Origin of the sequence: Rossellomorea oryzaecorticis (genome assembly GCF_038405515.1) — a bacterium.
In the GTDB taxonomy this organism is placed as follows: Bacteria; Bacillota; Bacilli; order Bacillales; family Bacillaceae_B; genus Rossellomorea; species Rossellomorea oryzaecorticis_A.
In genome coordinates, this window is sequence record NZ_JBBYAF010000013.1 from 1 (window position 1) to 22,906 (window position 22,906).

The 22,906-nt window shown below is 40.1% G+C and carries 27 protein-coding genes; 20 read left to right on the forward strand and 7 right to left on the reverse strand.

The genetic code is table 11. The annotated features are described in order from the left end of the window. Positions 1-354: 354 nt before the first annotated feature. Positions 355-1,512, forward strand: coding sequence for a GNAT family N-acetyltransferase (locus tag AAEO50_RS08340; RefSeq protein ID WP_341982421.1), 1,158 nt, complete (start codon positions 355-357; stop codon positions 1,510-1,512). A 50-nt stretch (positions 1,513-1,562) separates the two neighbouring features. On the opposite strand, the gene ytvI is transcribed toward AAEO50_RS08340, so the two are convergent. Further along, positions 1,563-2,621, reverse strand: a complete 1,059-nt coding sequence (ytvI, locus tag AAEO50_RS08345; protein ID WP_341982423.1) for a sporulation integral membrane protein YtvI — start codon at positions 2,619-2,621, stop codon at positions 1,563-1,565. A 330-nt stretch (positions 2,622-2,951) separates the two neighbouring features. Further along, on the reverse strand, positions 2,952-3,311 hold the full coding sequence (locus AAEO50_RS08350) for a YugN family protein (protein ID WP_341982425.1): 360 nt from the start codon (positions 3,309-3,311) through the stop codon (positions 2,952-2,954). 293 nt (positions 3,312-3,604) lie between these two features. Here AAEO50_RS08350 and AAEO50_RS08355 point away from each other — a divergent pair, with 293 nt between their 5' ends. Further along, positions 3,605-4,039 carry a CBS domain-containing protein gene (locus AAEO50_RS08355; protein WP_341982426.1) on the forward strand — a complete coding sequence of 145 codons (435 nt, stop codon included), beginning with the start codon at positions 3,605-3,607 and terminating at the stop codon, positions 4,037-4,039. Positions 4,040-4,435: 396 nt separating this feature from the next. Next, a complete protein-coding gene (locus AAEO50_RS08360; RefSeq protein WP_341982428.1) occupies positions 4,436-5,329 on the forward strand; it encodes a CAP domain-containing protein in 894 nt (297 codons plus the stop codon). Between the two features lie 72 nt (positions 5,330-5,401). On the opposite strand, the gene AAEO50_RS08365 is transcribed toward AAEO50_RS08360, so the two are convergent. Continuing rightward, entirely contained in the window at positions 5,402-5,887 is a 486-nt protein-coding gene (locus tag AAEO50_RS08365) for a PaaI family thioesterase (protein WP_341982431.1), read from the reverse strand. A gap of 173 nt (positions 5,888-6,060) precedes the next feature. Between AAEO50_RS08365 and AAEO50_RS08370 the strand changes: the two genes are divergently transcribed. The 5 genes from AAEO50_RS08370 to AAEO50_RS08390 all read left to right on the forward strand — a co-directional run bounded on the left by AAEO50_RS08370 (position 6,061) and on the right by AAEO50_RS08390 (position 8,910). Next, positions 6,061-6,468, forward strand: coding sequence for a YlbD family protein (locus tag AAEO50_RS08370; protein ID WP_341982432.1), 408 nt, complete (start codon positions 6,061-6,063; stop codon positions 6,466-6,468). Between the two features lie 12 nt (positions 6,469-6,480). Then, positions 6,481-6,720: a YlbE-like family protein gene (locus AAEO50_RS08375; protein WP_341982433.1), complete on the forward strand. Its 240-nt coding sequence runs from the start codon at positions 6,481-6,483 to the stop codon at positions 6,718-6,720. A gap of 176 nt (positions 6,721-6,896) precedes the next feature. Beyond that, entirely contained in the window at positions 6,897-7,286 is a 390-nt protein-coding gene (locus tag AAEO50_RS08380; RefSeq protein ID WP_341982435.1) for a hypothetical protein, read from the forward strand. A gap of 92 nt (positions 7,287-7,378) precedes the next feature. Continuing rightward, positions 7,379-7,822: a YlbF family regulator gene (locus tag AAEO50_RS08385; protein WP_341982438.1), complete on the forward strand. Its 444-nt coding sequence runs from the start codon at positions 7,379-7,381 to the stop codon at positions 7,820-7,822. An 812-nt stretch (positions 7,823-8,634) separates the two neighbouring features. Continuing rightward, on the forward strand, positions 8,635-8,910 hold the full coding sequence (locus AAEO50_RS08390) for a YlbG family protein (RefSeq protein ID WP_341982440.1): 276 nt from the start codon (positions 8,635-8,637) through the stop codon (positions 8,908-8,910). A 54-nt stretch (positions 8,911-8,964) separates the two neighbouring features. Here AAEO50_RS08390 and AAEO50_RS08395 read toward each other — a convergent pair whose 3' ends face one another. Further along, positions 8,965-9,354: a DUF7147 family protein gene (locus AAEO50_RS08395; protein WP_341982441.1), complete on the reverse strand. Its 390-nt coding sequence runs from the start codon at positions 9,352-9,354 to the stop codon at positions 8,965-8,967. A gap of 88 nt (positions 9,355-9,442) precedes the next feature. On the opposite strand from AAEO50_RS08395, the gene AAEO50_RS08400 reads away from it, so the two are divergent. From AAEO50_RS08400 to coaD, 4 genes are all read left to right on the forward strand, one after another. Next, positions 9,443-9,757 (forward strand): hypothetical protein, encoded by a 315-nt coding sequence (locus AAEO50_RS08400; protein WP_341982443.1) that lies wholly within the window; start codon positions 9,443-9,445, stop codon positions 9,755-9,757. 96 nt (positions 9,758-9,853) lie between these two features. Further along, a complete protein-coding gene (locus tag AAEO50_RS08405) occupies positions 9,854-11,275 on the forward strand; it encodes a hypothetical protein (protein WP_341982445.1) in 1,422 nt (473 codons plus the stop codon). Positions 11,276-11,536: 261 nt separating this feature from the next. Further along, entirely contained in the window at positions 11,537-12,091 is a 555-nt protein-coding gene (gene rsmD / locus AAEO50_RS08410) for a 16S rRNA (guanine(966)-N(2))-methyltransferase RsmD (RefSeq protein ID WP_341982447.1), read from the forward strand. Between the two features lie 31 nt (positions 12,092-12,122). Beyond that, positions 12,123-12,611: a pantetheine-phosphate adenylyltransferase gene (gene coaD / locus AAEO50_RS08415; protein ID WP_341982449.1), complete on the forward strand. Its 489-nt coding sequence runs from the start codon at positions 12,123-12,125 to the stop codon at positions 12,609-12,611. 51 nt (positions 12,612-12,662) lie between these two features. Here coaD and ylbJ read toward each other — a convergent pair whose 3' ends face one another. Next, complete coding sequence (gene ylbJ, locus AAEO50_RS08420; protein WP_341982451.1) at positions 12,663-13,892, reverse strand: sporulation integral membrane protein YlbJ; 1,230 nt, start codon at positions 13,890-13,892, stop codon at positions 12,663-12,665. A 172-nt stretch (positions 13,893-14,064) separates the two neighbouring features. Here ylbJ and AAEO50_RS08425 point away from each other — a divergent pair, with 172 nt between their 5' ends. Then, positions 14,065-14,844, forward strand: a complete 780-nt coding sequence (locus tag AAEO50_RS08425; protein WP_341982453.1) for a patatin-like phospholipase family protein — start codon at positions 14,065-14,067, stop codon at positions 14,842-14,844. A 5-nt stretch (positions 14,845-14,849) separates the two neighbouring features. Next, positions 14,850-15,896, forward strand: coding sequence for a SepM family pheromone-processing serine protease (locus tag AAEO50_RS08430; RefSeq protein WP_341982455.1), 1,047 nt, complete (start codon positions 14,850-14,852; stop codon positions 15,894-15,896). A gap of 42 nt (positions 15,897-15,938) precedes the next feature. On the opposite strand, the gene AAEO50_RS08435 is transcribed toward AAEO50_RS08430, so the two are convergent. Continuing rightward, on the reverse strand, positions 15,939-17,156 hold the full coding sequence (locus tag AAEO50_RS08435) for a nucleotidyltransferase (protein WP_341982457.1): 1,218 nt from the start codon (positions 17,154-17,156) through the stop codon (positions 15,939-15,941). Between the two features lie 586 nt (positions 17,157-17,742). On the opposite strand from AAEO50_RS08435, the gene AAEO50_RS08440 reads away from it, so the two are divergent. The 4 genes from AAEO50_RS08440 (at position 17,743) to AAEO50_RS08455 (ending at position 20,148) form a co-directional block, all read left to right on the forward strand. Next, positions 17,743-18,285, forward strand: a complete 543-nt coding sequence (locus AAEO50_RS08440) for a YceD family protein (RefSeq protein WP_341982459.1) — start codon at positions 17,743-17,745, stop codon at positions 18,283-18,285. A 62-nt stretch (positions 18,286-18,347) separates the two neighbouring features. Next, complete coding sequence (gene rpmF, locus AAEO50_RS08445) at positions 18,348-18,521, forward strand: 50S ribosomal protein L32 (RefSeq protein ID WP_032088947.1); 174 nt, start codon at positions 18,348-18,350, stop codon at positions 18,519-18,521. Positions 18,522-18,656: 135 nt separating this feature from the next. Beyond that, positions 18,657-19,415, forward strand: coding sequence for an enoyl-CoA hydratase/isomerase family protein (locus AAEO50_RS08450; protein ID WP_341982463.1), 759 nt, complete (start codon positions 18,657-18,659; stop codon positions 19,413-19,415). 106 nt (positions 19,416-19,521) lie between these two features. Then, the gene (locus tag AAEO50_RS08455; protein ID WP_341982465.1) at positions 19,522-20,148 is read left to right on the forward strand and encodes an RsfA family transcriptional regulator; all 627 of its coding nucleotides are present in this window, start codon (positions 19,522-19,524) and stop codon (positions 20,146-20,148) included. A 73-nt stretch (positions 20,149-20,221) separates the two neighbouring features. Here the strand turns inward: AAEO50_RS08455 and AAEO50_RS08460 are convergent, their stop codons facing one another. Then, positions 20,222-20,698, reverse strand: a complete 477-nt coding sequence (locus AAEO50_RS08460; RefSeq protein WP_341982467.1) for an N-acetyltransferase — start codon at positions 20,696-20,698, stop codon at positions 20,222-20,224. Between the two features lie 228 nt (positions 20,699-20,926). Between AAEO50_RS08460 and AAEO50_RS08465 the strand changes: the two genes are divergently transcribed. Both AAEO50_RS08465 and AAEO50_RS08470 read left to right on the forward strand, forming a co-directional pair. Continuing rightward, complete coding sequence (locus AAEO50_RS08465) at positions 20,927-22,276, forward strand: acetyl-CoA carboxylase biotin carboxylase subunit (RefSeq protein WP_341982469.1); 1,350 nt, start codon at positions 20,927-20,929, stop codon at positions 22,274-22,276. A 30-nt stretch (positions 22,277-22,306) separates the two neighbouring features. Beyond that, the gene (locus AAEO50_RS08470; RefSeq protein WP_341982471.1) at positions 22,307-22,522 is read left to right on the forward strand and encodes a biotin/lipoyl-binding carrier protein; all 216 of its coding nucleotides are present in this window, start codon (positions 22,307-22,309) and stop codon (positions 22,520-22,522) included. Positions 22,523-22,906 lie beyond the last annotated feature (384 nt).

Consider the following 22,906-nt stretch of genomic DNA (forward strand, 5'->3'; position numbering starts at 1 on the left):
CAGAGGCGGGTGGCATAAGACGAACCGGACTGGAAGGCGCTCTTTGCCTTCTTGGCCGGTTTGGCTTATGACATGTGCCTCTAAGCCCTGCAGCTAGACAAGTGAGACCCCGCAGGAACGAAGTGACTAGGAGGCTCACGGGCTACCCGCGGAAAGAGAAGTCTTGCACGGAAATCAATAGCGGTATTTAGAGCCGCCCTAAAATGTTCGTCTTTAGACAGTGGTTTTAACGATTTGTCCCAGCCTTCTTCTGAAGATTGATACCTTAAACAACAAATTATGAAAAAGAGCCTATGTAAAAAGGGATTTTTCCCTTTCTGTCGAATAATCACTCAGAGAGGAGGAGGTCAAAAAATGCAGCATGAAATTACCAAGTTAAAACTGACTCATTATGAAGAGTCTTTACAGTTATCTGAATACGCTTTTCAATATAAAGTACCAGAAGAAAAAAGGGAAGATAGACTACAGCAGTTGAAAAATCAGGATGTGTATTGTATTTTTGATGGTGATACACTGGCATCGAAGCTGCATCTTTTATCCCTGGAAATTTGGATGGAAAAAAAGAAGTTTCCCATGGGTGGGATAGCCGGGGTCGCGACGTATCCTGAATATAGAAGGAAAGGGCATGTCAGATCATTACTTACTCGTTCATTGGAAGAAATGAAGAACAAGGGTGAGTACCTTTCCATGCTTCATCCTTTTGATATTCATTTCTACAGGAAGTTCGGATGGGAAGTATTCGCTTATTTCGAAAAGCTATCCTTGAAGAAGAAAGATTTAAACCCTTTCCAAGAAGTAAATGGTTTTATTAAGAGGTTTACGAAAGATAATTACCCGGTCGATCTCCATGAACTTTATGACCAATACGCACACAAGCATAACGGGATGATGGTCCGCACAAAGGAATGGTGGAAGGAAAGAAGTATTACCGACTTATGGGTTGCCATTTATTACGATAAGAATAAGCTTCCAATGGGATATCTGAGTTATGAAGTCAAGAACGAGAAACTGAAGGTGGAAGAATTTGTTCCGTTAACACCCGAGGCAAGAAATGGTTTGTGGAATTTCATTTGTCAGCATGACTCGATGATCAAAGAAGCAGAATTGATTTTGAATCCCGGGGAACCGCTCTCCTATCTGCTCAAAGACCCAAGGGTTAAAGTTGAAAAACATCCATACTTTATGAGTAGAGTGGTGGATGTGGAAGGTTTTTTGAACAATCTTTTACCCAATATGGATTTTAGTGACAGCCTTTTTCTAACGATTAAGGATGAACACGCAAGCTGGAACAACCATACGTTTCATGTGATGGATCAAATAGTGAAGAAAGATACATCGGGGGATAGCGGTGCTGTTAAAATGAGCATCAATACATTTACAGCACTTATGTTTGGAGTGTATTCCCCTCAGGAATTTTTTACAATGGGACAAATCGAAGGTGACAGCAAGGATGTTGTGAAACTTGAAAAACTTACACCGCCGTCCAGGCCATTTTTCTATGACTTCTTTTGACAGTATTTAAATAGGACTAACCGGCTTGTGAACCGGTTAGTCCTTTATTCTTACAGCTTGAAATTTGTTTTGATTATACCGGCTTCCTTGGCTGAATTGAAGACGATTAAGATAAGTGGACCAATAATAAAACCAAGGACTCCGAATAGCTTCAGACCCAGATACATGGCAATCAGTGTAGCAAGTGGGGAGAGCCCTATATGAGTCCCCATCACTTTGGGTTCCACCGTTCTTCTGATGATCAGAAGAATGCCTGCCAAAACAGCAAGCTGGGTCCCTAAAGCGATGTTTCCTGTAATGAGATGGAATAATGCCCAAGGTCCAAGGACCACAATGGATCCTATCAGCGGAATAAAATCAATGACCCAGATGACAATGGACATCACAATCGCAACATCAGGGGAGATGAAGAGCAATCCTATAAGTGAGACTAGAAAAATGATGACACTCACTAGAAACTGAGCTTTAAAGAAGCCGAAAATCACATAAGAAAGCCGCGAAGTCATAAAATTCACTTTTTCTGCTGTTCTTTCAGTGAGATGACTGAAAATACTCATTTTTATACCGGGTAAATCCAGCATGAATAAAAACAAGGCAATCAAATAGACAAGAAAACTTACCAAGTAGCTTGGAATATAAGATAGAAATGCACTGATTTTTTCAATATTTAGCGAATTGAGTATCTTTGTTTTTACTGAGTTCAAGAAATTTTGAACTTCTTCACTGAATCCGGTAACAACTTCATTCGGAAGATCTTCAGCCGCATCCAGCAGCCTTTCCTCGTAATCCAGCCAGATATCACTAAGTTGATTAATATATTTTGGTGTGTCTTCTATTAATTTCACTCCTTCTCCGACCACTTTAGTCGTGACAAAGAATGCGCATAAACCAATTAACAATAAGAATATGATGAAAACAGATAAAACTGCTATTTTTCTGTTGGTAGAAAAACGTTTTTGAGTAAACTTAACTGCTGGCTCCAAAAATAATGCGGTGATGAGAGCAGTAATTAAGGGGACTGATATGGGCAATATAAAAATTGATAATAATGCCAGTATAATTATACTTATAAAAATGATAAAAACTTTTCTGGTGAAGAATTTGGACAATTGCGAACCCCTTTCTAATGTTTCCTCTACTATTTATTATATTAAAGTAGAGTAAGAATGAACAGTAGGGAAGAACTGAATTTCAATATTTTTGTGGAATGGGGTCCCCTGGTGTAATTAAAAAAATCCCCAAAGGCAAAGTGCCCCTTCAGGGATTTTTCAGTTATGCTTGTCGGGGCTGGGCGAGCCGCCTCCGCTTTTGGTATCATCCAGCTCCGGCGGCTAGAGGCTCGAGACATAAGCTAAGCCACCCAATAAGGCAAAAAGCGCCTTTTTGGGTGGCTCATCTTATGCTTGTCGCCTCTGGGCAAGCCGCCTCCGCTTTAGGTATTACCAAGCGAATTCTGTTGCTTCTTTTTTTACGTCAGTGATGAGTTTTTCGCATGATGTCAGCAGGTGTTTAGGGAATTCTTCGCCTTCCCCGTATTCTACACCGTGCGGATAGTAGTGTTTTCCTAATAGAGGTGTCATGAGTTGAATGATAGCATCGTGTTTGCCGATGTCCCCTTCAACCGCGTGTCCTTGGATTCGAAGATAGAAAATACCTTCTCTGATTTCAAACTTACGGTCGTATGTTACTCTCTCGTAATCCCATTGACCGGCACGTACAAGGCCGTGGGATTCCATGATTTCATCTAGGCGGTTCAGGTCTACTTTTAAATTTTCAATTTCTGTTGCTTCAAAACGCATATAAATTCCCTCCTATATTGTCTGGCGCAAGGCTCAAGTGAACAATTGTAATTAATAATATTGTTCCCAATCGCCTATCTGCATTCTTCAGGTTAGAAGCATTTATATCGGTAATATGTACAATGATACAAAATGCGGTATTTCTCATTCTTAATAATAGTGTAAAATCCTTTTTCTTGCAATGTCTTGATGAAAGGGAATATGTCAATTTTATTAACGGAGTATAAGTAATGGAAGAAAGAGAAAAATAATCATGATTAATAAGTACGTTAAATAGATCGGAGGGGACTACTATGCCAAAATTGAAGGATATAATGACAAAAGATGTAGAATCCTGCACACTCCTTGATAATGTTTTTGAAGTGGCAGTGAAAATGAAAGAATATAATGTGGGGTCCATTCCCATTGTTGATGGCGAAAAAATCGTAGGAGTCATAACAGACAGGGATATCGTTACCCGCTGCATCGCGGAAAAACACCCTGCTTCATCTAAGGTTGAGGATATCATGAGCAGGGAGCTCATTACCATCGGTGGCGATGCCGATGCAGTCCAGGCAGCACAGCTGATGGCAGATAAACAGATCAGAAGGCTGCCGGTAGTAGAAGGGGACCGCCTTGTAGGTATCGTATCTCTTGGAGATTTTGCCATCAGAGAATCTTTGGGTGCGCAGGCTTCAATAGCGCTCGAAGAGATATCGGAATCTCACTTTAGCAACAAACCATGTTAATTCTTAAGGAGCGATTTTAAAATCGCTTCTTTTAGTTTGGCTGTATTCTAAGAATATGATAACAGAGTGTTTCATTTATGATATTTTACAACCCTTCAGTTTTAGTGAAAAATAATATATGCTATGCTTTATACAATACATAATATTTTGAAACCTTTTAAATGGTATAATAATACTAGTGTTCCTAGCATATCTTGCTAGAAAAGGCAGAGAGGAGGGAAATCTCTGAAGACCATTTTTCGTATTGCTATTATTCTTGTATTTATTCTTTTAATAAGTATATATCAAAGTCTTAATGATGAAAATGAACCTCTAAAGGGGCCCGAAACCCAAACACTTAAGAAAGATCACGATAATCAGTTGAAACAACCCATTAATAATACCGGAGAACGGCCGGTGACCGGTTTGTCGACATGGATAGGGAAAAGTGCAGATAAAGTAATTGAAAAATTTGGGGAACCAGAAAGAATTGAACCAAGCTCTTACGGGTATGATTGGTGGGTATATCCTATTTCCCCTAAGCAATATATACAACTTGGAATGGAAGATAACAAAGTTGTGACACTTTATACAATCGGGAATGAAGTCGATGTGACCCCGTATAAGCTTGGTCAAAAGCTGGAGGATATCTATCGCTTCACCATAATAGAGTCAGAAATAGTGGTGAAAGATGAATCTGGTTCTTATCAATTTGAATTAAACGAGGAAGACCTTAACACACGTCTTTTGGTTTCATTAGGGGATATTTATGCTCAGCTCTATCTCGATAAATTTACTGGTGAATTGATGAGTATCCGATACTTGGATAGTTCCACGCTCATAGAAATGCATCCATATGAAATGATGTATCGCGGCGAATTGGTAGAAGAAACGGAGCCTACTGATGATGAGTGGAAGAAGATCGACACCGCAAGCGAACAACAGATATTTGATATTACAAATGTAATGCGTACTCATTTTGGAGCGGGAAAAGTAGAGTGGAATGAGGAAACAGCGAGCGTTGCAAGAGGACATAGTGAAGAAATGTACGAGGAAGAATATTTTTCACATGATTCACCAGCGTTTGGCAGTCTTTCCAATCGTTTAGAAAAACAAGAAATCACTTTCAAGACAGCTGGGGAAAACATCGCTTCCCAATATACAGATGCACCAGAAGCAGTTCACGGATGGCTTAACTCTGAAGGACACAGGAAAATTCTCTTGGAAAAAGATTTTACCGATCTTGGAGTCGGGGTGTATAAAAAATACTATACCCAGAATTTTATAGAAAAGTTTACTATTGAGCAGTAAAAAAAGGTTGGCTACTCGAGGACACCTCTCTTTCGCAGGGAATTCGTCCTCAAGACAGTCAACCTTTTCATTTCAGTTCTTTTTAAAGATAAAAAAAGATCCTGTTGAGTGGGCTACCACTTTCCCTCTGTCACTCACGACCTTCCCTTCTACCACCATTGTTTTTGAACCTTGGTGAACGATTGTCGCGCTAGCGGTCATCCCTTCACCGGTGCCAGGTGCCAGGTAATGGACATTTAAATTGGTCGTGACGGCACCATACCCTTCTGGAAGCATCATGTTAGCCAGTGTCCCCATGGCTGTATCCACTAATGTTGCCGTGACCCCGCCATGGACAATGTTTAACGAATTGTGCGTAACAGTTGTGATAGGAATGCTAACTGTAAAGTTTCCGTCTTCTAAACTTTTATCCATGGCGAAAATGCCGCCGATTAAAGATTCATTCTCTCTATTCTGCTTGCGTTTCACACCATCGAGCAGCTGTCTGATACTGATGACTTCTTCTTCATCTGCTCCCTGTAAAACTTCATCCAATAATTTGTGCAATTCTTCTTGCATGTCAAACATCCTTTTCTTTTACACAGCCCTATTTTTATTTATGTATCGTCATGACTGCTTAGTAACTGGGGTGATTCTACATGTAGATTTTACTACAAAGAGGCAGGTATCACCATTTTTTCATTTCCTCATAATATGTAATAGGTTAATGTCCTGAGCAGGAGGTGCTGGAAATGGGGAAATCATTACATCCAAAGGTAAAAGAGTTTAAAGACTTTGTGAGGAAACATCCTAAGATTGTAAAGGATGTCCGCAGCGGGAATGCAAATTGGCAGGAACTTTTTGAAGATTGGTATTTGCTTGGGGAAGAAGATACCCGTTGGGACGCATATAGGGACAGTGACAATAAAAACGATTCGAAGAAAGAAGAAACAGGTAAAAGCGGCTGGTTTGATCATGTAGGTGAGTTAGTTAAGAATATGGACGCCAATCAACTGCAAAATCATATCAATAATATTAATGAAGTCCTGGGAACTGTCCAAGGTGTCATCAGCCAATTTCAGTCCAATCCAAAAAGTTCTCCAGTGAAAAATGAAACACGATCAAAACCTCCTCATCCGTTTTCGTTCAGGAAGGACTAGGAGGTTAAAATCATGAGAGCAGATATAATTGACATTATTCATTCCAATGAAGAGTTGAAGATGTTCTTGAGAGAAAAGCCTGAATGGTATAAAAGACTTTCCAGAAATCCGAATGAGTTGGAAAAGTTTGAGATTGCATCAATCAACCACTTTCAAAAAACGATCCCACATCGAGTACAAAAATTCTCAAATGGCGTCCAAATGGCATCTATGATGATCAGCATGTTTCAAAGTATGAATGAATCAGAATAAGCAACCAGTGCAGTCAAAAGGAAAAACAATCGTCGGATTGCTCTTCCTTTTTAACTGCGCTATTTACTGAACACAGACAAGCTGTTGTATTGTGAAGAGAAGTTTTATCATGGACGATCAATGAGTAAATTGTGTGCAATCTGGGGAAGGCTATGGGAAAAGGAGTGGTCACGACTATGAAAAAGCTTATTCTCATGTCCCTTTCGCTGTTGGTGATTTTAAGCGGATGTAAAGATGATATTCCCGAACCTGAAAATTTCTCTTTAGCGAAAAAGGTACACGCCAAGGAAGAAAAATCGCTTTCAGTTAAGCATATTGTACAAGGAAATCAGGTCTTCATTGAATGTGTCGTGCCTGACGTAACGTTCTCATCTGCAAAAAAAGGAGCAAAGAAAGGGAAAATCATCGTTACTTCAAATACAAGCAGACTTCATAAGGAATATTACACTGCGGCATTCGTGGTAAAGGATCTGCCAAAGGGTAACCATATATTAACGTTAGAAGTTGTAAGTCCAAAAAATAAATCATTTGGAATCAAGAAACAATTGTATGTGACAATACCGTAGAAACCTTAATCTGAGAGGTGGGAATTTTTTTACAGAGCATATTCGCTTCCGAACACAAAACGTGTTAAAATAACGTTACGGAGGTGAGCATTATGCTTGCTACTATAGAAAGAATGGAAATATTAGATAGTGCTGATGAACTATCTCAGTGGATACTAAATTCCGATGTGGCAGAAAACTATCGGAAGTCTTTATATAAACTTCGTAATAACAATGATACGCAGACAAAAATACAGAAGTTCACGCGTATGAAAGAACATTACGAAGAAGTGCAGAGGTTTGGCCGCTACCATCCTGACTATAAAACGGTCATGAAGGAAATTCGTGAGCTTAAAAGAGACATGGATATGGATGAAAATGTAGCCGAATTCCGACGTGCTGAAAATGAACTTCAGGATTTACTGGACAGAGTGAGTCTGATCATTGGACACTCGGTTTCTGAAAACGTGAAAGTTCCTACAGGCAATCCTTTCTTCAGTGGAAGTTCATGCGGCGGAGGCTGCGGAACTGGCGGAGGCTGCGGCTGTTCAGCCTAAATTGCACAAAAAGGCGCCGGCGATGATGTCGGCGCTTTTTGTTTTGAATGTTAATTTTTTAGTCGGACACAATCGACACATAAATTTCCACAGCAGAACATTTTTTCCTGGGGCACATAGAAACGATGGCGGTATACGAATAAGGAAGGTTGTGTCCTGAAGAATATCGTATCTGAATGCAGTCTTTTACCCCTCATAGCGCGGGCTGACCATTTTCTTATCAAATGTTCAACTTCACTTTTATCGAGATCGGAATCAATATATAGAAAAGGGATGCCCGTTATCCATTTGACGTATGCATGATGAATATCCGTCTCCGCACGAAGATATTCAATAAAATCATTCCATATGACTTTCAGATCCATTTTAACCCTCCGTCCAGCCGAGCGATAGCATTTACTTATGTACTATACCCTAAAATTGACTATTATGTTCAGATATAGTGAATTTTGATGAGAATGCTTGTCGGGGCTGAGCAAGCCGCCTCCGCATTTTGAGTTGTCCAGCTCCGGCGGCTAGCCCCTCGAGGTCATAAGCTAAAGGGACCAAGAAGGCAAAGGGCGCCTTCCCGGCCCCTTTAGCTTATGCTTGTCGGGGCTGAGCAAGCCGCCTCCGCATTTCGTGTTGTCCAGCTGCGGGGCTTAGAGGCACATGTCATAAGCCAAATCGATCAAGAAGGCGAAGAACGCCTTCCTGTCCGATTCGTCTTATGCCACCCGCCTCTGAACAAAGCTGCCTCCGCATTTCGTGTTGATTATTATTCTGATTCTGTGCTAGACTGATAAAAAAGTGATTCCTAGAGGGGAAACGTTATGTTGACGCAAAGACAAGGTTTGGTTGTTTGGTTACATAGTTTGAAGCATGCAAAGTCTTTGAGACGATTTGGGAATGTACACTATGTATCAAAGAAAATGAAATATGTTGTGTTGTATTGTAATCAGGATGAAATTGATTCTGTCATGGAACGAATCAATTCTTATTCTTATGTGAAGAGAGTGGATCCTTCCTATAAACCTTTCATAAAATCAGTGTTTGAGAATTCGAGACCTGATAAGGCAAAGGAATATGATTACAAAATGGGATTTTAATTGATTGCTGCCAAACTGATGTTGTTGGCAGCTTTTTATTTTGGTTTTATAAGGTCACTGTAAGGGTAAAATATAGTGATTTAATCTTAAAATGGCAATCAAGTGTTGATAATAGAGTTCCTTTTCGGGAAAAAGTGTGGATGGCTTGACGTCCATTTGAATAATCGTTTTTTCAAGTTCCTCAGCAGTTTGTTCAAACAGCGAATACCTCTTGTTCGTCATCATGTTAGGGTTCGGAATGCCTTCCCTGCAGAAATATATTGCCTGGAATTTCCCTTCGGCAGTCGGCTTCATAACGACGCCGAGCGAAGTAACCGGCCGGTCTTTGATGATGGTATGAAAAGCCATCAGATGCTGTACTCTGTCTTTATTGTATATTGCCGTTTCCATCAATTCATAAATATCAGATAATCCTTCTCCTAATTCGATAAATCGCTGAATCATGTTTTAACTCCTTTTCTTTCGTATTTAATCAATTCCTTATTATTTCAAACATACTATGAGAAGTAAAGAAGATATGAGGGGTGATTGTATGTTATGGGTATTTATAGGGCTGGTGCTTTTCTTAATTGTTTCTTATATCGTTACCGTGAAAAGGGAAGAGAAAGAGGTTTCCCTGAAGGATGTAGATGCTTTTATTGTAACCGCCATCCTTTCTACTTTGGCTGCTCATGGAGTGATTTCTCTTCTGGATGCAAAGAAACTCGAAGGGGAGAATCTGATCAGCTTAAAGGAAAACCTTCTGAAGTATAACGGAATTGATGAACTTAAATGGAATGAATTGGTGAATGACCATATTGACAGTACCTCTCCATTTTTAGAAGGTAAGGATTTAGATTTAGGTTAATCATTTACAAAAATGTTGAAATTTTGGGTTTCTTACTATATAACCCTTTTGTGAAATCTGATATGTTAATATTAGATTAAACGAAGGGGTAACAAGATGAAACGTATACTACTTTCCTTTACTTTCGTCATGGTTATTGCAAGTGCAGGAATTCTTTTTTTTCAATGGAATGGATTTTTATCGGGCAGTGCCGAAGAGTCTGATATCTCTGAAGTAAATCAGTCTTTTACGATCGAGCATATTGGTAACGAGTTTTTCATCACTCAAGAGGTCGACTTTATTTCCGGCAGTTCGAAGGAAATGAAGATTGAATGGCCAGAACACGCTAAGAATTTTCGCTGCGTGTATGACAGCGGGGATGATTGCTTGTCCAAAGAAGATGGAGAATTCTTCATCGATAATAAAAAGGCAGAAAAACAAAAGCTGACACTAACTTACACACTTGAAAGGCAAATGGCAGAGGGCAATCTGCTGTTAAGTGGATGGTATCCTGCGTTATCGTCGGCAATTCCCCTTGAAACCACGATTAATATTATTGAAAAAACATCAAGGGATGCCGTCTGGATTTCAGGATATAAAAACTCGAAACATGAAGAAATGGATTTTATTGATTATTATTCGTTTAATGGGCATGGACCGCCATCGGATTTACTTCTCTATTCAGGTGAAATGAATCTGGATGAATTTGAAAGAGCAGACATTTACTCAAGAGAGAAAATAAAATTCAATTTCGGGGAAAATGTATTCAACGAGAAAGGTTTTGTAACAGTAGTCATCGATGACGACCTTCCTGTACATGAAACGGAAAACTTCCTGATCATCGGCAAGGAACCCGCTGAATCAACATTACTGCAAAAAATAAACTGGGGATTAGAGCACCAGAAATATAGTGCTTCTTATCAGGAAAGATGGTTAAAGGAATTGAAGGCAAGTATGGTTCTGCAAACAGCTCTTGGATCCCCTAAGACTAAAAAGGTTTATCATGAATTAGAAAGCGGGCTGACTGGAGATCAATTTGCTGCATTTAGAAAGCTTTTGATGAATGAAAGGAGCCATTTGCTTAAGGCAGTTCAAATGGATTCCTTATTGAAACACGCAACCGATTTCACCTCTTCCTATTTTAATGATGTCAGTAAAAACCCAGAGAAAGAAATACCACTTATTTTGAGGGCATCCCGAACGGTAGAATTAAATGAGAGACCTTTAACGGATGTTGCCTTCATTCAATATCATCAAGAGGAACTGATTTCTTTGACTGAGCTGATGCAGGAAGCGGGTATTGAATATAAATACCTGCAGGAAGATGTGATTTATGCGACGGAGCATGGAAATTCTTATCGCTTCTACGTCGACAAGGATTTTTTTATCCTTAACGAAGAGAATTACGGTCTCTTGACGAAGCCTGTACAGAAAGTTGGCAGTACGCTCTTTATGGATGTGGAGTGGCTCGAGAAACTGTTTAAAATGGAAGTTGATCGGACAAGCTCCACTATTGAAATACAAACAAAAGAAACATAAAAAGCCCTGCAGAAATTCTGCAGGGTCCTTCTATATCCATTTCTGGAAAGAAGGCAAAGGGAGAGGAGAAACCGGAGGAAGAACTTATGGGGAAACGTAAGTCTTCTCCGCGGTTGGCAACAACATCAATTAGGATGTTGTTACTTCCATTATCACCTAACAAGATGATTTTATACATTTTATGGCCTAATTTCCTGAAGTGGCGAATGCTGTAGATTTGTGTTAGGATAATGAAGAAAAATACATATATGGTGGATGATTATGAGAGTAATTGCAGGAACGTTAAAAGGAAGGCCTTTAAAAGCTGTTCCGGGAAGCGGTACACGGCCGACCACAGATAAAGTGAAAGAGTCTATATTTAATATGCTTGGTCCCTTTTTTGAAGGCGGGATTGGCCTGGATTTATTTGCAGGGAGCGGCGGTCTAGGAATAGAAGCTTTGAGCCGGGGGCTGAATAAAGTAGTCTTCGTCGACAAGGACTCTAAGGCGCTTCACACCATTAAGACGAATCTGAAAGATTGTGACTTAATGGATCATAGTGAAGTGTACCGCAATGATGCCAACAGAGCACTTAAAGCGATAGTCAAAAGAGAGATTGCATTTGACTATATCTTTTTAGACCCTCCGTATAAACAGAAAAAATTAGAAGAACTGGTCTCATTCATTGATGAACATAACCTTTTAAATGAAAACGGTTTCGTCTTATGTGAGTACAGTTCGGACAGTAAACCAACAAATGAGGTTGGTCGATTGCATAAAGTTAAAGAAGAAACCTATGGGATGATCGGAATTTCGATTTATACATATCAAAAATAGTAAAAAAGCAGACACTTGGGGGTAAATGATCATGACGAGTATTGCAGTTTGTCCGGGAAGTTTTGATCCCATTACATACGGGCATTTAGATATCATTACAAGAGGGGCAAAGGTTTTTGATCAAATCTATGTAGTTGTTTTAAATAATTCCTCGAAAAAACCTTTATTTTCAGTTGAAGAAAGAATTGAATTGATTCGAGAATCAACCAAAGACATTCCAAATGTTATTGTCGATTCATTTCAAGGTCTTCTTGTGGATTATGCCAAGAACGTGAATGCGAGTGCAATCATCAGGGGATTGAGAGCTGTATCAGATTTTGAGTACGAAATGCAAATCACATCCATGAATAGAGTGCTGGAAGAAGATATTGAAACGTTTTTCATTATGACGAATAATCAATATTCATTCTTAAGCTCCAGTATTGTAAAAGAGGTAGCCAAGCATGGAGGGAACATTTCTGAATTGGTCCCTCCACCGGTAAAGAGTGCACTGAAAGATAAATACATGATTACTGAATAAGGGAAATAGGGCTGTTCATGTTGCATTCGTTAACATGAGCAGCCCTTTTGGTTATCGAATTTTATTAAATGTTCTTCTACTGTAGATCAGAATGTAGACACATAAACTCACGATTGTCACGAGAGGACCGGCTGCTTTCAGCCAAAGGATGATTTCATTCCAAATATAGGCGTTCTGTTGTGCGAATACCGGGATGGCATTGGAAAGCTGTTCATCTGAAAACCTTTCATATACTGGTTTCCAAATGATGATTGTCACAATCGAAGAAGCAGCGCCGTGGAGAAACCGGGCGTAAAAAAAAGGCTGAAAACGAATATCCGTCTGGGCCAGAATACTGGCAACCTGCGCTTGAACACTAAAACCGCTGAATCCCAAGATGAAACTGGTGATGATTGCCTGATGAAGCAATGGTGCATCTGTCACGCCGCTTGTCAGTTTTGATCCCAATGTAATTTCAAACAAACCTGAAATGAAAGGGATGCTTAATTGATCAGTCAATTTAAAGAGGTAGAACACGCTTGAGAATCCTTGAGCAATAAATGTGGTGATGTGCAAATGGTATAACATTTTGTTGATGACAGAGAAGAGGATAATAAAGCCGCCGATCATTAATAATGTTTGAATGGATGAAGTAACGGCATCTCCAAGAAGTTTACCGATTGGACGGTTATCTTTTAATCTTGTTCTGTGAAGGGCGGAAAATGCTTCACTGATAAAGAATCTTTTCTTTTCGTTTGAACGGAGGTTCTCAATGGATTCTTCGTCCTTTGTGCCATAGAACCTCATCACGAGACCCACACATATGTTACCTATATAATGAGCGGAAGCAAGGACGATCCCCAAAGCCGCGTTTTGAAAGAACCCTACTGAAACGGCGCCGAAAATAAATAAAGGATTGGAAGAGTTGGTGAAGGAAACAAGCCTCTCCGCTTCAATCTTGGTCAGCTGCTTTTCCTGTCGTAATCGAGCGGTTAATTTCGCTCCTGCAGGAAACCCCGACGCCATTCCCATAGCCCAGACAAACCCCCCTGAACCAGGTACCCGAAAAAGCGGTCGCATCAATGGTTCAAGCAATACTCCTATGAACCGTACAACTCCAAATCCAATCAGCATTTCAGACACGATAAAGAACGGTAACAGCGATGGAAAAACAATCTCCCACCACATATCCAATCCCCTGATTGAAGCCTCCAATGATTCATCAGGCATAAGGATCAACGCTGCTGCAAATACAGTCACACTTGCAGATAAGACCAAAGTTTTCAATTTCGACTTCAACAACCGCACGTCCTCCTCACAGACCATACTATGTCAATTTCTTGTGAAACACAGAAAGAATGATAAAATGAGAGTAACTTCAACTTGTCCTCATATTAATCAATATACTCATACATATTAGAAATAGACCATATGATGAATTGAACCGCAAACTAAGGGTAAAGGGGGAAGACTGTTGAATAGACCAAAAATAGGATTAGCCCTTGGTTCAGGTGGAGCTAGAGGATTTGCGCATTTAGGTGTCTTAAAGGCCTTGGATGATGAAGGGATCCCTGTGGACATGATTGCCGGCAGCAGCATGGGGGCATTGGTTGGCTGCATGTATGGGGTAGGGCATAGAATGGAAGACCTCTATAAACTATCCACCACTTTCAGAAGGAAATACTATTTGGATTTCACTGTTCCCAAAATGGGATTCATCGCTGGTAAAAGAATAAAAGAATTCATACAATTATTTTCTCATAATAAGAACATCGAGGATTTAAATATACCTGTGAGTGTAGTGGCCACCGATATTACCAAAGGTGAGAAAGTGGTCTTTACATCCGGCCCTGTTTCCAGCGCGGTTAGGGCAAGTATCGCAATTCCAGGTATATTCGTACCCGAAAAAATCAACGGACGCCTGTTGGTTGACGGCGGTGTGATTGATCGGGTCCCTGTTTCTGTTGTGAAAGAAATGGGTGCCGATATCGTTATCGGTGTAGACGTTTCCCATGTCAAAAGAAATGCAGAAATAACGACTATTTATGATGTGATCATGCAAAGCATTGATATCCTTCAGCTTGAAATTGTGGCTCACAGAGAATTTGCTTCCGATTTCATGATCAGGCCACATGTGGAAATGTACAGTACACGGGCTTTCAAGAATATTGAAGAAATTATTGATATGGGGGAAGAAGAGGCTAAGAAGGTCATTCCTTCTATAAAAAAAGCGTTGGAGGAATGGAAGGAGTAAAATCTATGAAGAACAGAACGCTGATTAGAATCCTGGTCCTGATGACCGTTTTTATCGTTGCAACATCTTTTTATTATCTTCCCTATTATGTCACGAAACCAGGCAGTGCTCATGAGCTTGATCCCATCGTCGAAGTGAAAGGCGGGTTTGATGATAAAGGCGAGTTTATGCTGACTACTGTCAGGATGGGAAAGGCAAATATATATGCTTATCTGATAGCCAGTATTAAGAAGTACGAGTATATCTACCCGGTCGAAGAGATCAGGAACCCTCACGAAAGTGACGAAGAATATAACCTCAGACAACTTCAGTTGATGGTAAATTCCCAAAATCACGCAATAGAAGTTGCCTATAAAGCGGCGGATAAACCTTTTTATTATAACTACAAAGGCATTTATGTGTTGAATGTATATCCTTCCATGCCTGCTAAGGACATCTTAAAACCAGGGGACCGCATCACAGCCATTGATGGGCAGGAATTTGAATCCTCAGAGGAGTTCATCCAATATGTAGGGAAGAAGAAGAAAGGGGATAAAGTTTCAATCAAATTCATCAGAAACGATGAAGAAAAAACAGAAACGATCCCATTGATGGAATTCCCGGAAATGCCTGGTAAAACAGGTCTTGGTATATCTTTGAGTGATGATAAAGAAATCGTAACAGATCCTGAAGTCTCCCTTAATACAGATGAGATAGGCGGCCCATCCGCCGGTCTGATGTTCAGTCTTGAGATATATAATCAATTGACGGAAGATGACTTAACAAAAGGTCATCCTATAGCCGGTACCGGAACCATCACAGAAGATGGGGAAGTTGGCAGAATCGGGGGGATTGAGCAGAAAATCATTGCTGCTGACAAAGCGGGTGCAGCGTATTTTCTTGCTCCCAATGATCAAATATCTGATGAAATAAAAGAAAAACACCCGGAACTGGAGTCAAATTACTCAGCAGCCAAAAAGACAGCAGAGGATATTGGTACCGACATGAAAGTCATACCCATTAAATCATTTGATGAGGCCCTGAAGTTTTTAAATTCCCTTCCGGAAAAATAATAAATGGAGACTGCCTCGGCAGTCTCCATTTATTATTTGACTCTATCTTATGATGATCGGAGGCTGTGACCATTCTTGGCGAAGAAGCTTTTTTCTGGATTCAGATGATGAAAGTCCAAGGGAATAAATCTCAGAAGATTTAATATCTAAAAAAATATCCTCTCTATTTGCACTAGAAAGCTTGCTGATAAGTGGAAGGTTCAGTGATTTCTTGCGAGTGTTCAGGAATTCTTGTCCTATTTGATTCATTCCAAGTAGTCTGATGTATGCAGGTCCAGCAGCCGTTTTATTCATCCCTTCTTTTGTTGTATTGGTTAAAATATGAAGTGCCATCCGTTGTAGACGGGTCCACGTATATCTCTTTGTTTTAAGCCTGCTCATAAAATCTTCGAACGAGAAAGCCCCCTTTGCACATTCAATTATTCTATTCTCGATGCCTTCTTCGATTTCATAAATCTCTTTAAGCTGGGAAGGAGAGGAAGAAATGATTTTATACTGCAATAATGACCAATAACTCTCCCATCTATGATAACCGCCAAATTCCTTCCTGTATTCATCGAGGATGTTCAGAGTGGTTACAGGCATATACCGGTTGATCACGCTTTCTTCCTGGTCAGGGTCAAATAGATTTTTACGGATGCTGGTCGCACTTGCGATGGAAGGTGACGAGAAGTGTTCATCATGATAGCCTGCTGATTCCCGTGTGATGGTGAATGCCTTTAAATTCGGGGCAGCTTCATTTCGTGCTTCCATATAATGATAGCCGAGAATATTATTCGGTTTGCTTAAATCTATCATGTTATTGTTACCTTCTAAATCGTTGAAAGCTTTGGATAATGCTGCAGGATAACTCAAGCCTTCATTCACATAGTGCTTGATGGATGAATTATATGTATGTTCATTGTCATGAATTAATTTGACTGTGTCTTCAAAGGAATCGATTTCTCCGTCTTCACTGCCGAAACAAAAGCTCTCGCAGCCTATTTCATGAAGTAGGGTTATGGACCCTTTCGCGAAAGTTTCTGCATGTTGTGTCGCAAAGGAATAAGGCAGCTCTATGACCATATCAACCCCTGCTGACAAAGCCATTTTTGTGCGTGCCCATTTGGATGCGAGTGCAGGTTCTCCTCGCTGCAGAAAATGCCCGCTCATACAAGCGATAACAAGATCTGCCCCTGATTTTCTTTTGGTTTCATTCAAATGATGCAAGTGACCATTATGAAACGGATTATATTCAACCACAACCCCTGTTGCTTTCATGATAAAACTCCACTCCTTTTATTAAGGTCTCCCTTGTAATCAATGTTATCTCAAAACTAATAGTATGGATGTCGGTTAAAGTTTAATGGTATTATTGACCCGTTCCAGCTGTTTATTGGAGTGCAAGACGAAGACTCCTGCGGGAGAAGTGGCCAATGTGAGACCTGTCCAGCTCTGGCGGCTAGCCCCTCGAGGTCATAAGCTAAATGGTCCAAGAAGGCAAAAGACGCCTTCCCGGCCCATTCATCTTATGCTTGTCGGGGCTGAATGAGCCGCCTCCGCTTTTCTTCCCGCAGGAGCTATAGCGACGAGGAGGCTCACGGGTCACCCGCGGAAAGCGAAGTCTTGCACGGAAATCAACAGCGGTTCAAAAACCATTAATTCGAAATATACCGAAAACCTTTTTTTACAGGTACATAAAATTCTAAATATATAAGTATCATATCGGATATTATAAAATATTTGAAACAGATTATAATAAAGCGTTATAATTGCAACACTGGTACAGTAATAAGTGTAAAGAAAAAATATTGACAAACGGTAATATCAAGTCTATAATTACCTTTGTTGCCTTGAGGTGATGACATTGAAATGGTCAATTATACAATTACAGAAATTCAGGGATAAAGGACTTACACTAGATGAAACGGTCACTTTCGACGATCCAAAAGAAATTGATCCGCAAGTCAGGGAAGTATCCCCCATCCATGTTACAGGTAAAGCAGACATAGGCTCAAACCGTGTCACTTTTCATCTTCACATAGAAGGGAAGTTAGTCTTGCCTTGTTCAAGAACCCTCGTAGATGTGGACTTGCCAATCGATCTTAAAACGATCGAAACATTCCTTCTTTCTGACAATGAATATGATCAATATGAGGAAGAGGAAGTTCACCGCATCGAAGGTGATGTAATTGATTTAAAACCAGTAATAAGAGAGTTGCTGTTACTTGAGATTCCACTTCAGGTAATCAGTGATGAAGCGAGAGAACAGGATAAGCTTCCTTCTGGTAAACACTGGGAAGTGATGACGGAAGAACAAGCTTATGAAGTCGAAGAGGAAAAAGAGAAAAAAGTTGATCCTCGTCTCGCTGATTTAGCAAAGCTTCTTGATCAAAACAAGAACTCTTAAAAGCGAAGTACCAGTTCGTTCTGGCTTCATAATATTTTTATCTCTTTAAGGAGGTGGGAAGAATGGCAGTACCTTTTAGAAGAACATCTAAAACAGCAAAAAGACAACGTCGTACACACTTCAAACTACGTGTACCTGGTATGGTAGAATGCCCAAACTGTGGTGAAATGAAACTAGCACACCGTGTTTGTAAAGAGTGCGGAACGTATAAAGGAAAAGAAGTTGTAAACAAATAATTTACAGCTAGTTGTAAACTCATTTACAACGTATAAAAAAGCGTGAAGAGACCATGGCTCTTCACGCTTTTTTTATTGTGAGACTGTTCAATTTAATTGAATCAATTTACACTATATAGAAAGGAGGGGTATAAGATGGGTGAATATATCATACATAAAAATCAACAAGGGATCCTTCAATTCATTATCAACCGTCCACAAAAACGAAATGCAATTAACTATGAAATTATGGACGGTTTAGAAAAAGCCTTGAAGGAATGCGAAGAGAATCCATCCATAAAAGCCTTGGTTATTACCGGAAGTGGAGAAGAAGCTTTTTGTTCAGGCGGGGATCTATCGAAATTCCATCGACTGAAAACAGAAGAAGAAAGCTATGAAATGCTAAGTAAGATGGGGAGCATCTTAATCAGGCTTGCTTTTTTGCCTAAGCCTACATTCGCCTTTATAAATGGTACGGCCATTGGAGGGGGCTGCGAGATTGCAGCAGCCTGTGATCTCAGAATCGCTAAAAAAGGAGTGAGAATGGGATTTGTACAAGGGAATTTGGCCATTACAACGGGCTGGGGAGGCGGTACCCTGCTGCACAAACGGATTTCCTCTTCAAGAGCTATATCCCTACTTATGACTGCAAGTTTGAATTCCTCAGAGTCATTATTTGAAGCGGGCTTCATCGATGAATTGGTTGAGAAAAATATAGAGATAACCGACATCCCTATAATAAAAGCGATCTCAACTAAAACCTCCGGTGTCCTTCAGGCCTACAAACGGCAACTGCTGAAAGACTGGGATAGAAAGAAAATAGAAGAAAATATAGAAAGCGAAATCCGCGAATGTTCCAGGCTGTGGGCAAAAGATGAACATCACGAGGCAGTCGACCGCTTTTTAGCCAAGTAGTCCGGGATGATCATTTAATTAATTCTGATGTCAGGAATACTGTTGATTCTATCTACTCTAGTAAGTGCATATGCATGAATAAATGGATCTTACAGGAGGGATGGAAATGTCTTCAAATAGACAGGATGCTTGGAGTCAGGATGAGGATGTAATACTTGCTGAAGTGGTACTGCGCCACATACGTGAAGGCGGTACACAGCTTAAGGCCTTTGAAGAAGTGGGCAGGAAACTTTCAAGGACTTCAGCTGCATGCGGTTTCAGGTGGAACTCATTTGTCCGCAAACAATATAAATCAGGCATTGAGTTAGCGAAGAAACAAAGAAAACAATCAAAAAAACATAGCCCGCCGGTTAAGAAGCCTGCACAGGAGGAAAATCAGGCAGTGGTGCCCCCTGTCCAATATGAGTCCGTGCAGAGTGTTCATGAAAACTTCTCAATGGGCAGTATGATACAGTATTTACAAAAAGCTGAAGAGGCAGTTAAAAATGAAGAAAAAGTGAAGCAGGAAAATGCCAAGCTTCATGAGCGAATCTCTCAATTGACCAATAGGCTTGAGCAGTCTGAAACAGAATTAAAAGAATACCAAAACAAGTTTACTTTACTTGAAGAGGATCATAAATCACTGCTGACCATTTTTGAAAAGGCAAGAAAAATGGCTTTATTGCATGGTAATGAAGAAAAAGTGAAATTCCAAATGGATAAAAACGGAAATCTTCAAAGAGTCAATAAGTAAATTGAGGTGGAAGCCTCCCCGTACTCAATAAGAAAGGCTGGCTAAAGGATCATTAGCCAGCCTTTCAGGTTATTTAGCCGATTTTTTGTTCTTTGACGCCGGCTGGATACCAGACCAGAGGGTTTTCGCCCAAATCTCTTTCTACGTCATAAGTGACAGCCTCGAATCCCATCTTCTCCCAGAATCCCTGCGATTTAATGCGGGAATTTGTCTTGATAGGCAGCCCGAATCCTTTTGCAAACTCAACAAGCATCGATCCATATCCTTTGTCTTGATATTTGGGCAGAACCTCAAGCTTCCATAATTCCAAATAATTTTGAGGCGGGTCGAAGTATTGGTCGAATCTTGCCTCCCGCTGATATAAGCTCATTCTTGCAATTAATGTATCTCCGAAGTAAATACCATAAAATGGGGATTCACTATCATTTTCAATAATGTTCGCCTGAAGATCCTCAAGCATGGATAGCTCCTGAACACCATATTCTTTAAACTTCTTAAACTCTTCAAGGGTTTTATAATTCACTTTCAATTTTTCAACTTTTACTGCCATACTTTTACCTCCTACTATTGCTTCATGATACCTTTTTATGAACGAATCAATTGAATCCGTTTACAACCATAAGAAAAATAAAATGATTATTTATTATTATTATATAACAAATAAACAAAAAATTCTGCACTTAATTAAGAAAACGTTTACAATAGAGAGGAGGATTTCGACGAGTTTTGTAGAATTCTTAATATGACTTGCTGTTTTTTTGAAGAAAGGGGAGATAATGTGCAAAAAGTCTTAATTGCGAACAGGGGAGAAATTGCTTCAAGAATCATTAAAACATGTAAACAATTAAACATTCAAACGGTGGCTGTCTATTCTGATGCCGATGAGGATATGCCTTTTGTCAAGGAAGCTGATATCGCTCATCGAATCGGTGAACCGCCCGTTAACAAATCTTATTTAGTTATAGATAACATTCTTGAAGTTGCAAAAAAAGAAAACGTAGATGGTATACATCCCGGATACGGGCTTTTATCCGAAAATGGGGAATTTGCGAAGAGGGTATCTGAAGAAGGCTTTACCTTTATCGGACCTCCTCACAGTATTATTGAGAAGATGGGAGATAAAGTAGAAGCAAGAAAGGTAATGCAAGAGGCTCAGGTTCCTGTTGTCCCGGGCAGTGATGGTGGGGTTGGCAGTATTGACGCCGCTAAAGAGCTTGCAAATGAAATTGGTTACCCTGTTATGCTTAAAGCGAGCGGTGGAGGCGGCGGAATCGGAATGATTCGCTGCGAAAATGAGCAAGCGCTCGTTCAAAGCTTTGATTCTACAAAAAATCGTGCCAAAGCATATTTTGGAAAAGATGAAGTATTCCTTGAAAAATGCGTGGAGAATGCGCGCCATGTAGAGATTCAGATTTTTGGAGATGCACAGGGTAATATCGTTCACTTGTTTGAGCGTAATTGTTCTGTTCAAAGACGAAATCAAAAAGTGATTGAGGAGTCTCCTTCTCCGGTACTATCGGAAAAAACCAGACAGGCGATGTATAAGGCTGCCATCAAAGCAGGGAAGGCCGTTAACTATATCAATGCCGGAACGGTTGAATTCATAGTAGATGAGGAAGAAAACTTCTACTTCCTGGAAATGAATACAAGATTACAGGTAGAGCACCCTGTTACAGAGCTTGTGACCGGACTGGATCTTGTGAAGTGGCAGCTGCTGGTCGCAGCAGGGGAACCACTGCCGTTATTGAAACAAGATGAAATTGCTTCAAAAGGGCATGCGTTGGAATTCAGGATATATGCTGAAGATCCAAAGACCTTCTACCCTTCGCCAGGTGTGATCACTAAATTGGATTGGGGTGGTAGTGAAGGTGTCCGAATAGATTCAGGGTATGTCGAAGGAAATAAAGTCACACCTTTTTATGATCCGATGATTTCCAAATGCATCATTTATGGTGAAAATCGCTCAGAAGCAATCGAAAAGGCACAAGCATTTTTCAGAGGAGTGCAAATCGATGGCCTCAAAACAAATGTGAGCCTCTTTAAGGAGATTATTGGGGAGAAAGAGTTTATTGATGGAACATACACGACTAAATGGCTTCAGGATTATTTGACTGCAAACCGAACATAAATAGAAATATTACAATTGGAGGAAACGAAAATGAAAGAAATTACAGCAGCTATGGCAGGAACAGTATTAAATGTTTTAGTAGAACAAGGCGGAAGTGTCGCTGCCGGTGACACGGTACTCATGCTTGAATCAATGAAAATGGAAATCCCGGTAGAAGCCGAAGCGGAAGGCAAAATTTCCGAAATCAAAGTAAACGTCGGAGATTTCGTAAACGAAGGCGACGTATTAATCGTACTTGAAGGATAAAAAGGATAGTTTAACTATTGCAAACGGCATGAATTACTCAGAGTTGAATTACAGCTAAAAACAAAAGTCGTTTAATACAATGGTCTTTTTCGAGTTAACCTAAGAGTATTTTATAATAAAACTACGTGATATAACTTTTGTGGATTTTCGATTGGTTCCAGCTGTTGATTGGAGTGCAAGACGAAGACTCCTGCGGGAAAAGTGGCCAATGTGAGACCCCGCAGGAGCTTTAGCGACGAGGAGGCTCACGGGTCACCCGCGGAAAGCGAAGTCTTGCACGGAAATTAACAGCGGTGTTTAACAGACAAATGCCATACTAATATGACCGTTATTTCAGAAGAGAAGGAGAGCAATAAAATTACATAACGAACAAAGGGGGATTCA

Coding starts and splice junctions, on each gene's coding strand:
- AAEO50_RS08340 (WP_341982421.1), top strand. CDS start 355: ATGCAGCATGAAATTACCAAGTTAAAACTGACTCATTATGAAGAGTCT.
- AAEO50_RS08350 (WP_341982425.1), bottom strand. CDS start 3,311: ATGCGTTTTGAAGCAACAGAAATTGAAAATTTAAAAGTAGACCTGAAC.
- AAEO50_RS08355 (WP_341982426.1), top strand. CDS start 3,605: ATGCCAAAATTGAAGGATATAATGACAAAAGATGTAGAATCCTGCACA.
- AAEO50_RS08365 (WP_341982431.1), bottom strand. CDS start 5,887: ATGCAAGAAGAATTGCACAAATTATTGGATGAAGTTTTACAGGGAGCA.
- AAEO50_RS08370 (WP_341982432.1), top strand. CDS start 6,061: ATGGGGAAATCATTACATCCAAAGGTAAAAGAGTTTAAAGACTTTGTG.
- AAEO50_RS08375 (WP_341982433.1), top strand. CDS start 6,481: ATGAGAGCAGATATAATTGACATTATTCATTCCAATGAAGAGTTGAAG.
- AAEO50_RS08380 (WP_341982435.1), top strand. CDS start 6,897: ATGAAAAAGCTTATTCTCATGTCCCTTTCGCTGTTGGTGATTTTAAGC.
- AAEO50_RS08385 (WP_341982438.1), top strand. CDS start 7,379: ATGCTTGCTACTATAGAAAGAATGGAAATATTAGATAGTGCTGATGAA.
- AAEO50_RS08390 (WP_341982440.1), top strand. CDS start 8,635: ATGTTGACGCAAAGACAAGGTTTGGTTGTTTGGTTACATAGTTTGAAG.
- AAEO50_RS08395 (WP_341982441.1), bottom strand. CDS start 9,354: ATGATTCAGCGATTTATCGAATTAGGAGAAGGATTATCTGATATTTAT.
- AAEO50_RS08400 (WP_341982443.1), top strand. CDS start 9,443: ATGTTATGGGTATTTATAGGGCTGGTGCTTTTCTTAATTGTTTCTTAT.
- AAEO50_RS08405 (WP_341982445.1), top strand. CDS start 9,854: ATGAAACGTATACTACTTTCCTTTACTTTCGTCATGGTTATTGCAAGT.
- rsmD (WP_341982447.1), top strand. CDS start 11,537: ATGAGAGTAATTGCAGGAACGTTAAAAGGAAGGCCTTTAAAAGCTGTT.
- coaD (WP_341982449.1), top strand. CDS start 12,123: ATGACGAGTATTGCAGTTTGTCCGGGAAGTTTTGATCCCATTACATAC.
- AAEO50_RS08430 (WP_341982455.1), top strand. CDS start 14,850: ATGAAGAACAGAACGCTGATTAGAATCCTGGTCCTGATGACCGTTTTT.
- AAEO50_RS08435 (WP_341982457.1), bottom strand. CDS start 17,156: ATGAAAGCAACAGGGGTTGTGGTTGAATATAATCCGTTTCATAATGGT.
- rpmF (WP_032088947.1), top strand. CDS start 18,348: ATGGCAGTACCTTTTAGAAGAACATCTAAAACAGCAAAAAGACAACGT.
- AAEO50_RS08450 (WP_341982463.1), top strand. CDS start 18,657: ATGGGTGAATATATCATACATAAAAATCAACAAGGGATCCTTCAATTC.
- AAEO50_RS08455 (WP_341982465.1), top strand. CDS start 19,522: ATGTCTTCAAATAGACAGGATGCTTGGAGTCAGGATGAGGATGTAATA.
- AAEO50_RS08460 (WP_341982467.1), bottom strand. CDS start 20,698: ATGGCAGTAAAAGTTGAAAAATTGAAAGTGAATTATAAAACCCTTGAA.
- AAEO50_RS08470 (WP_341982471.1), top strand. CDS start 22,307: ATGAAAGAAATTACAGCAGCTATGGCAGGAACAGTATTAAATGTTTTA.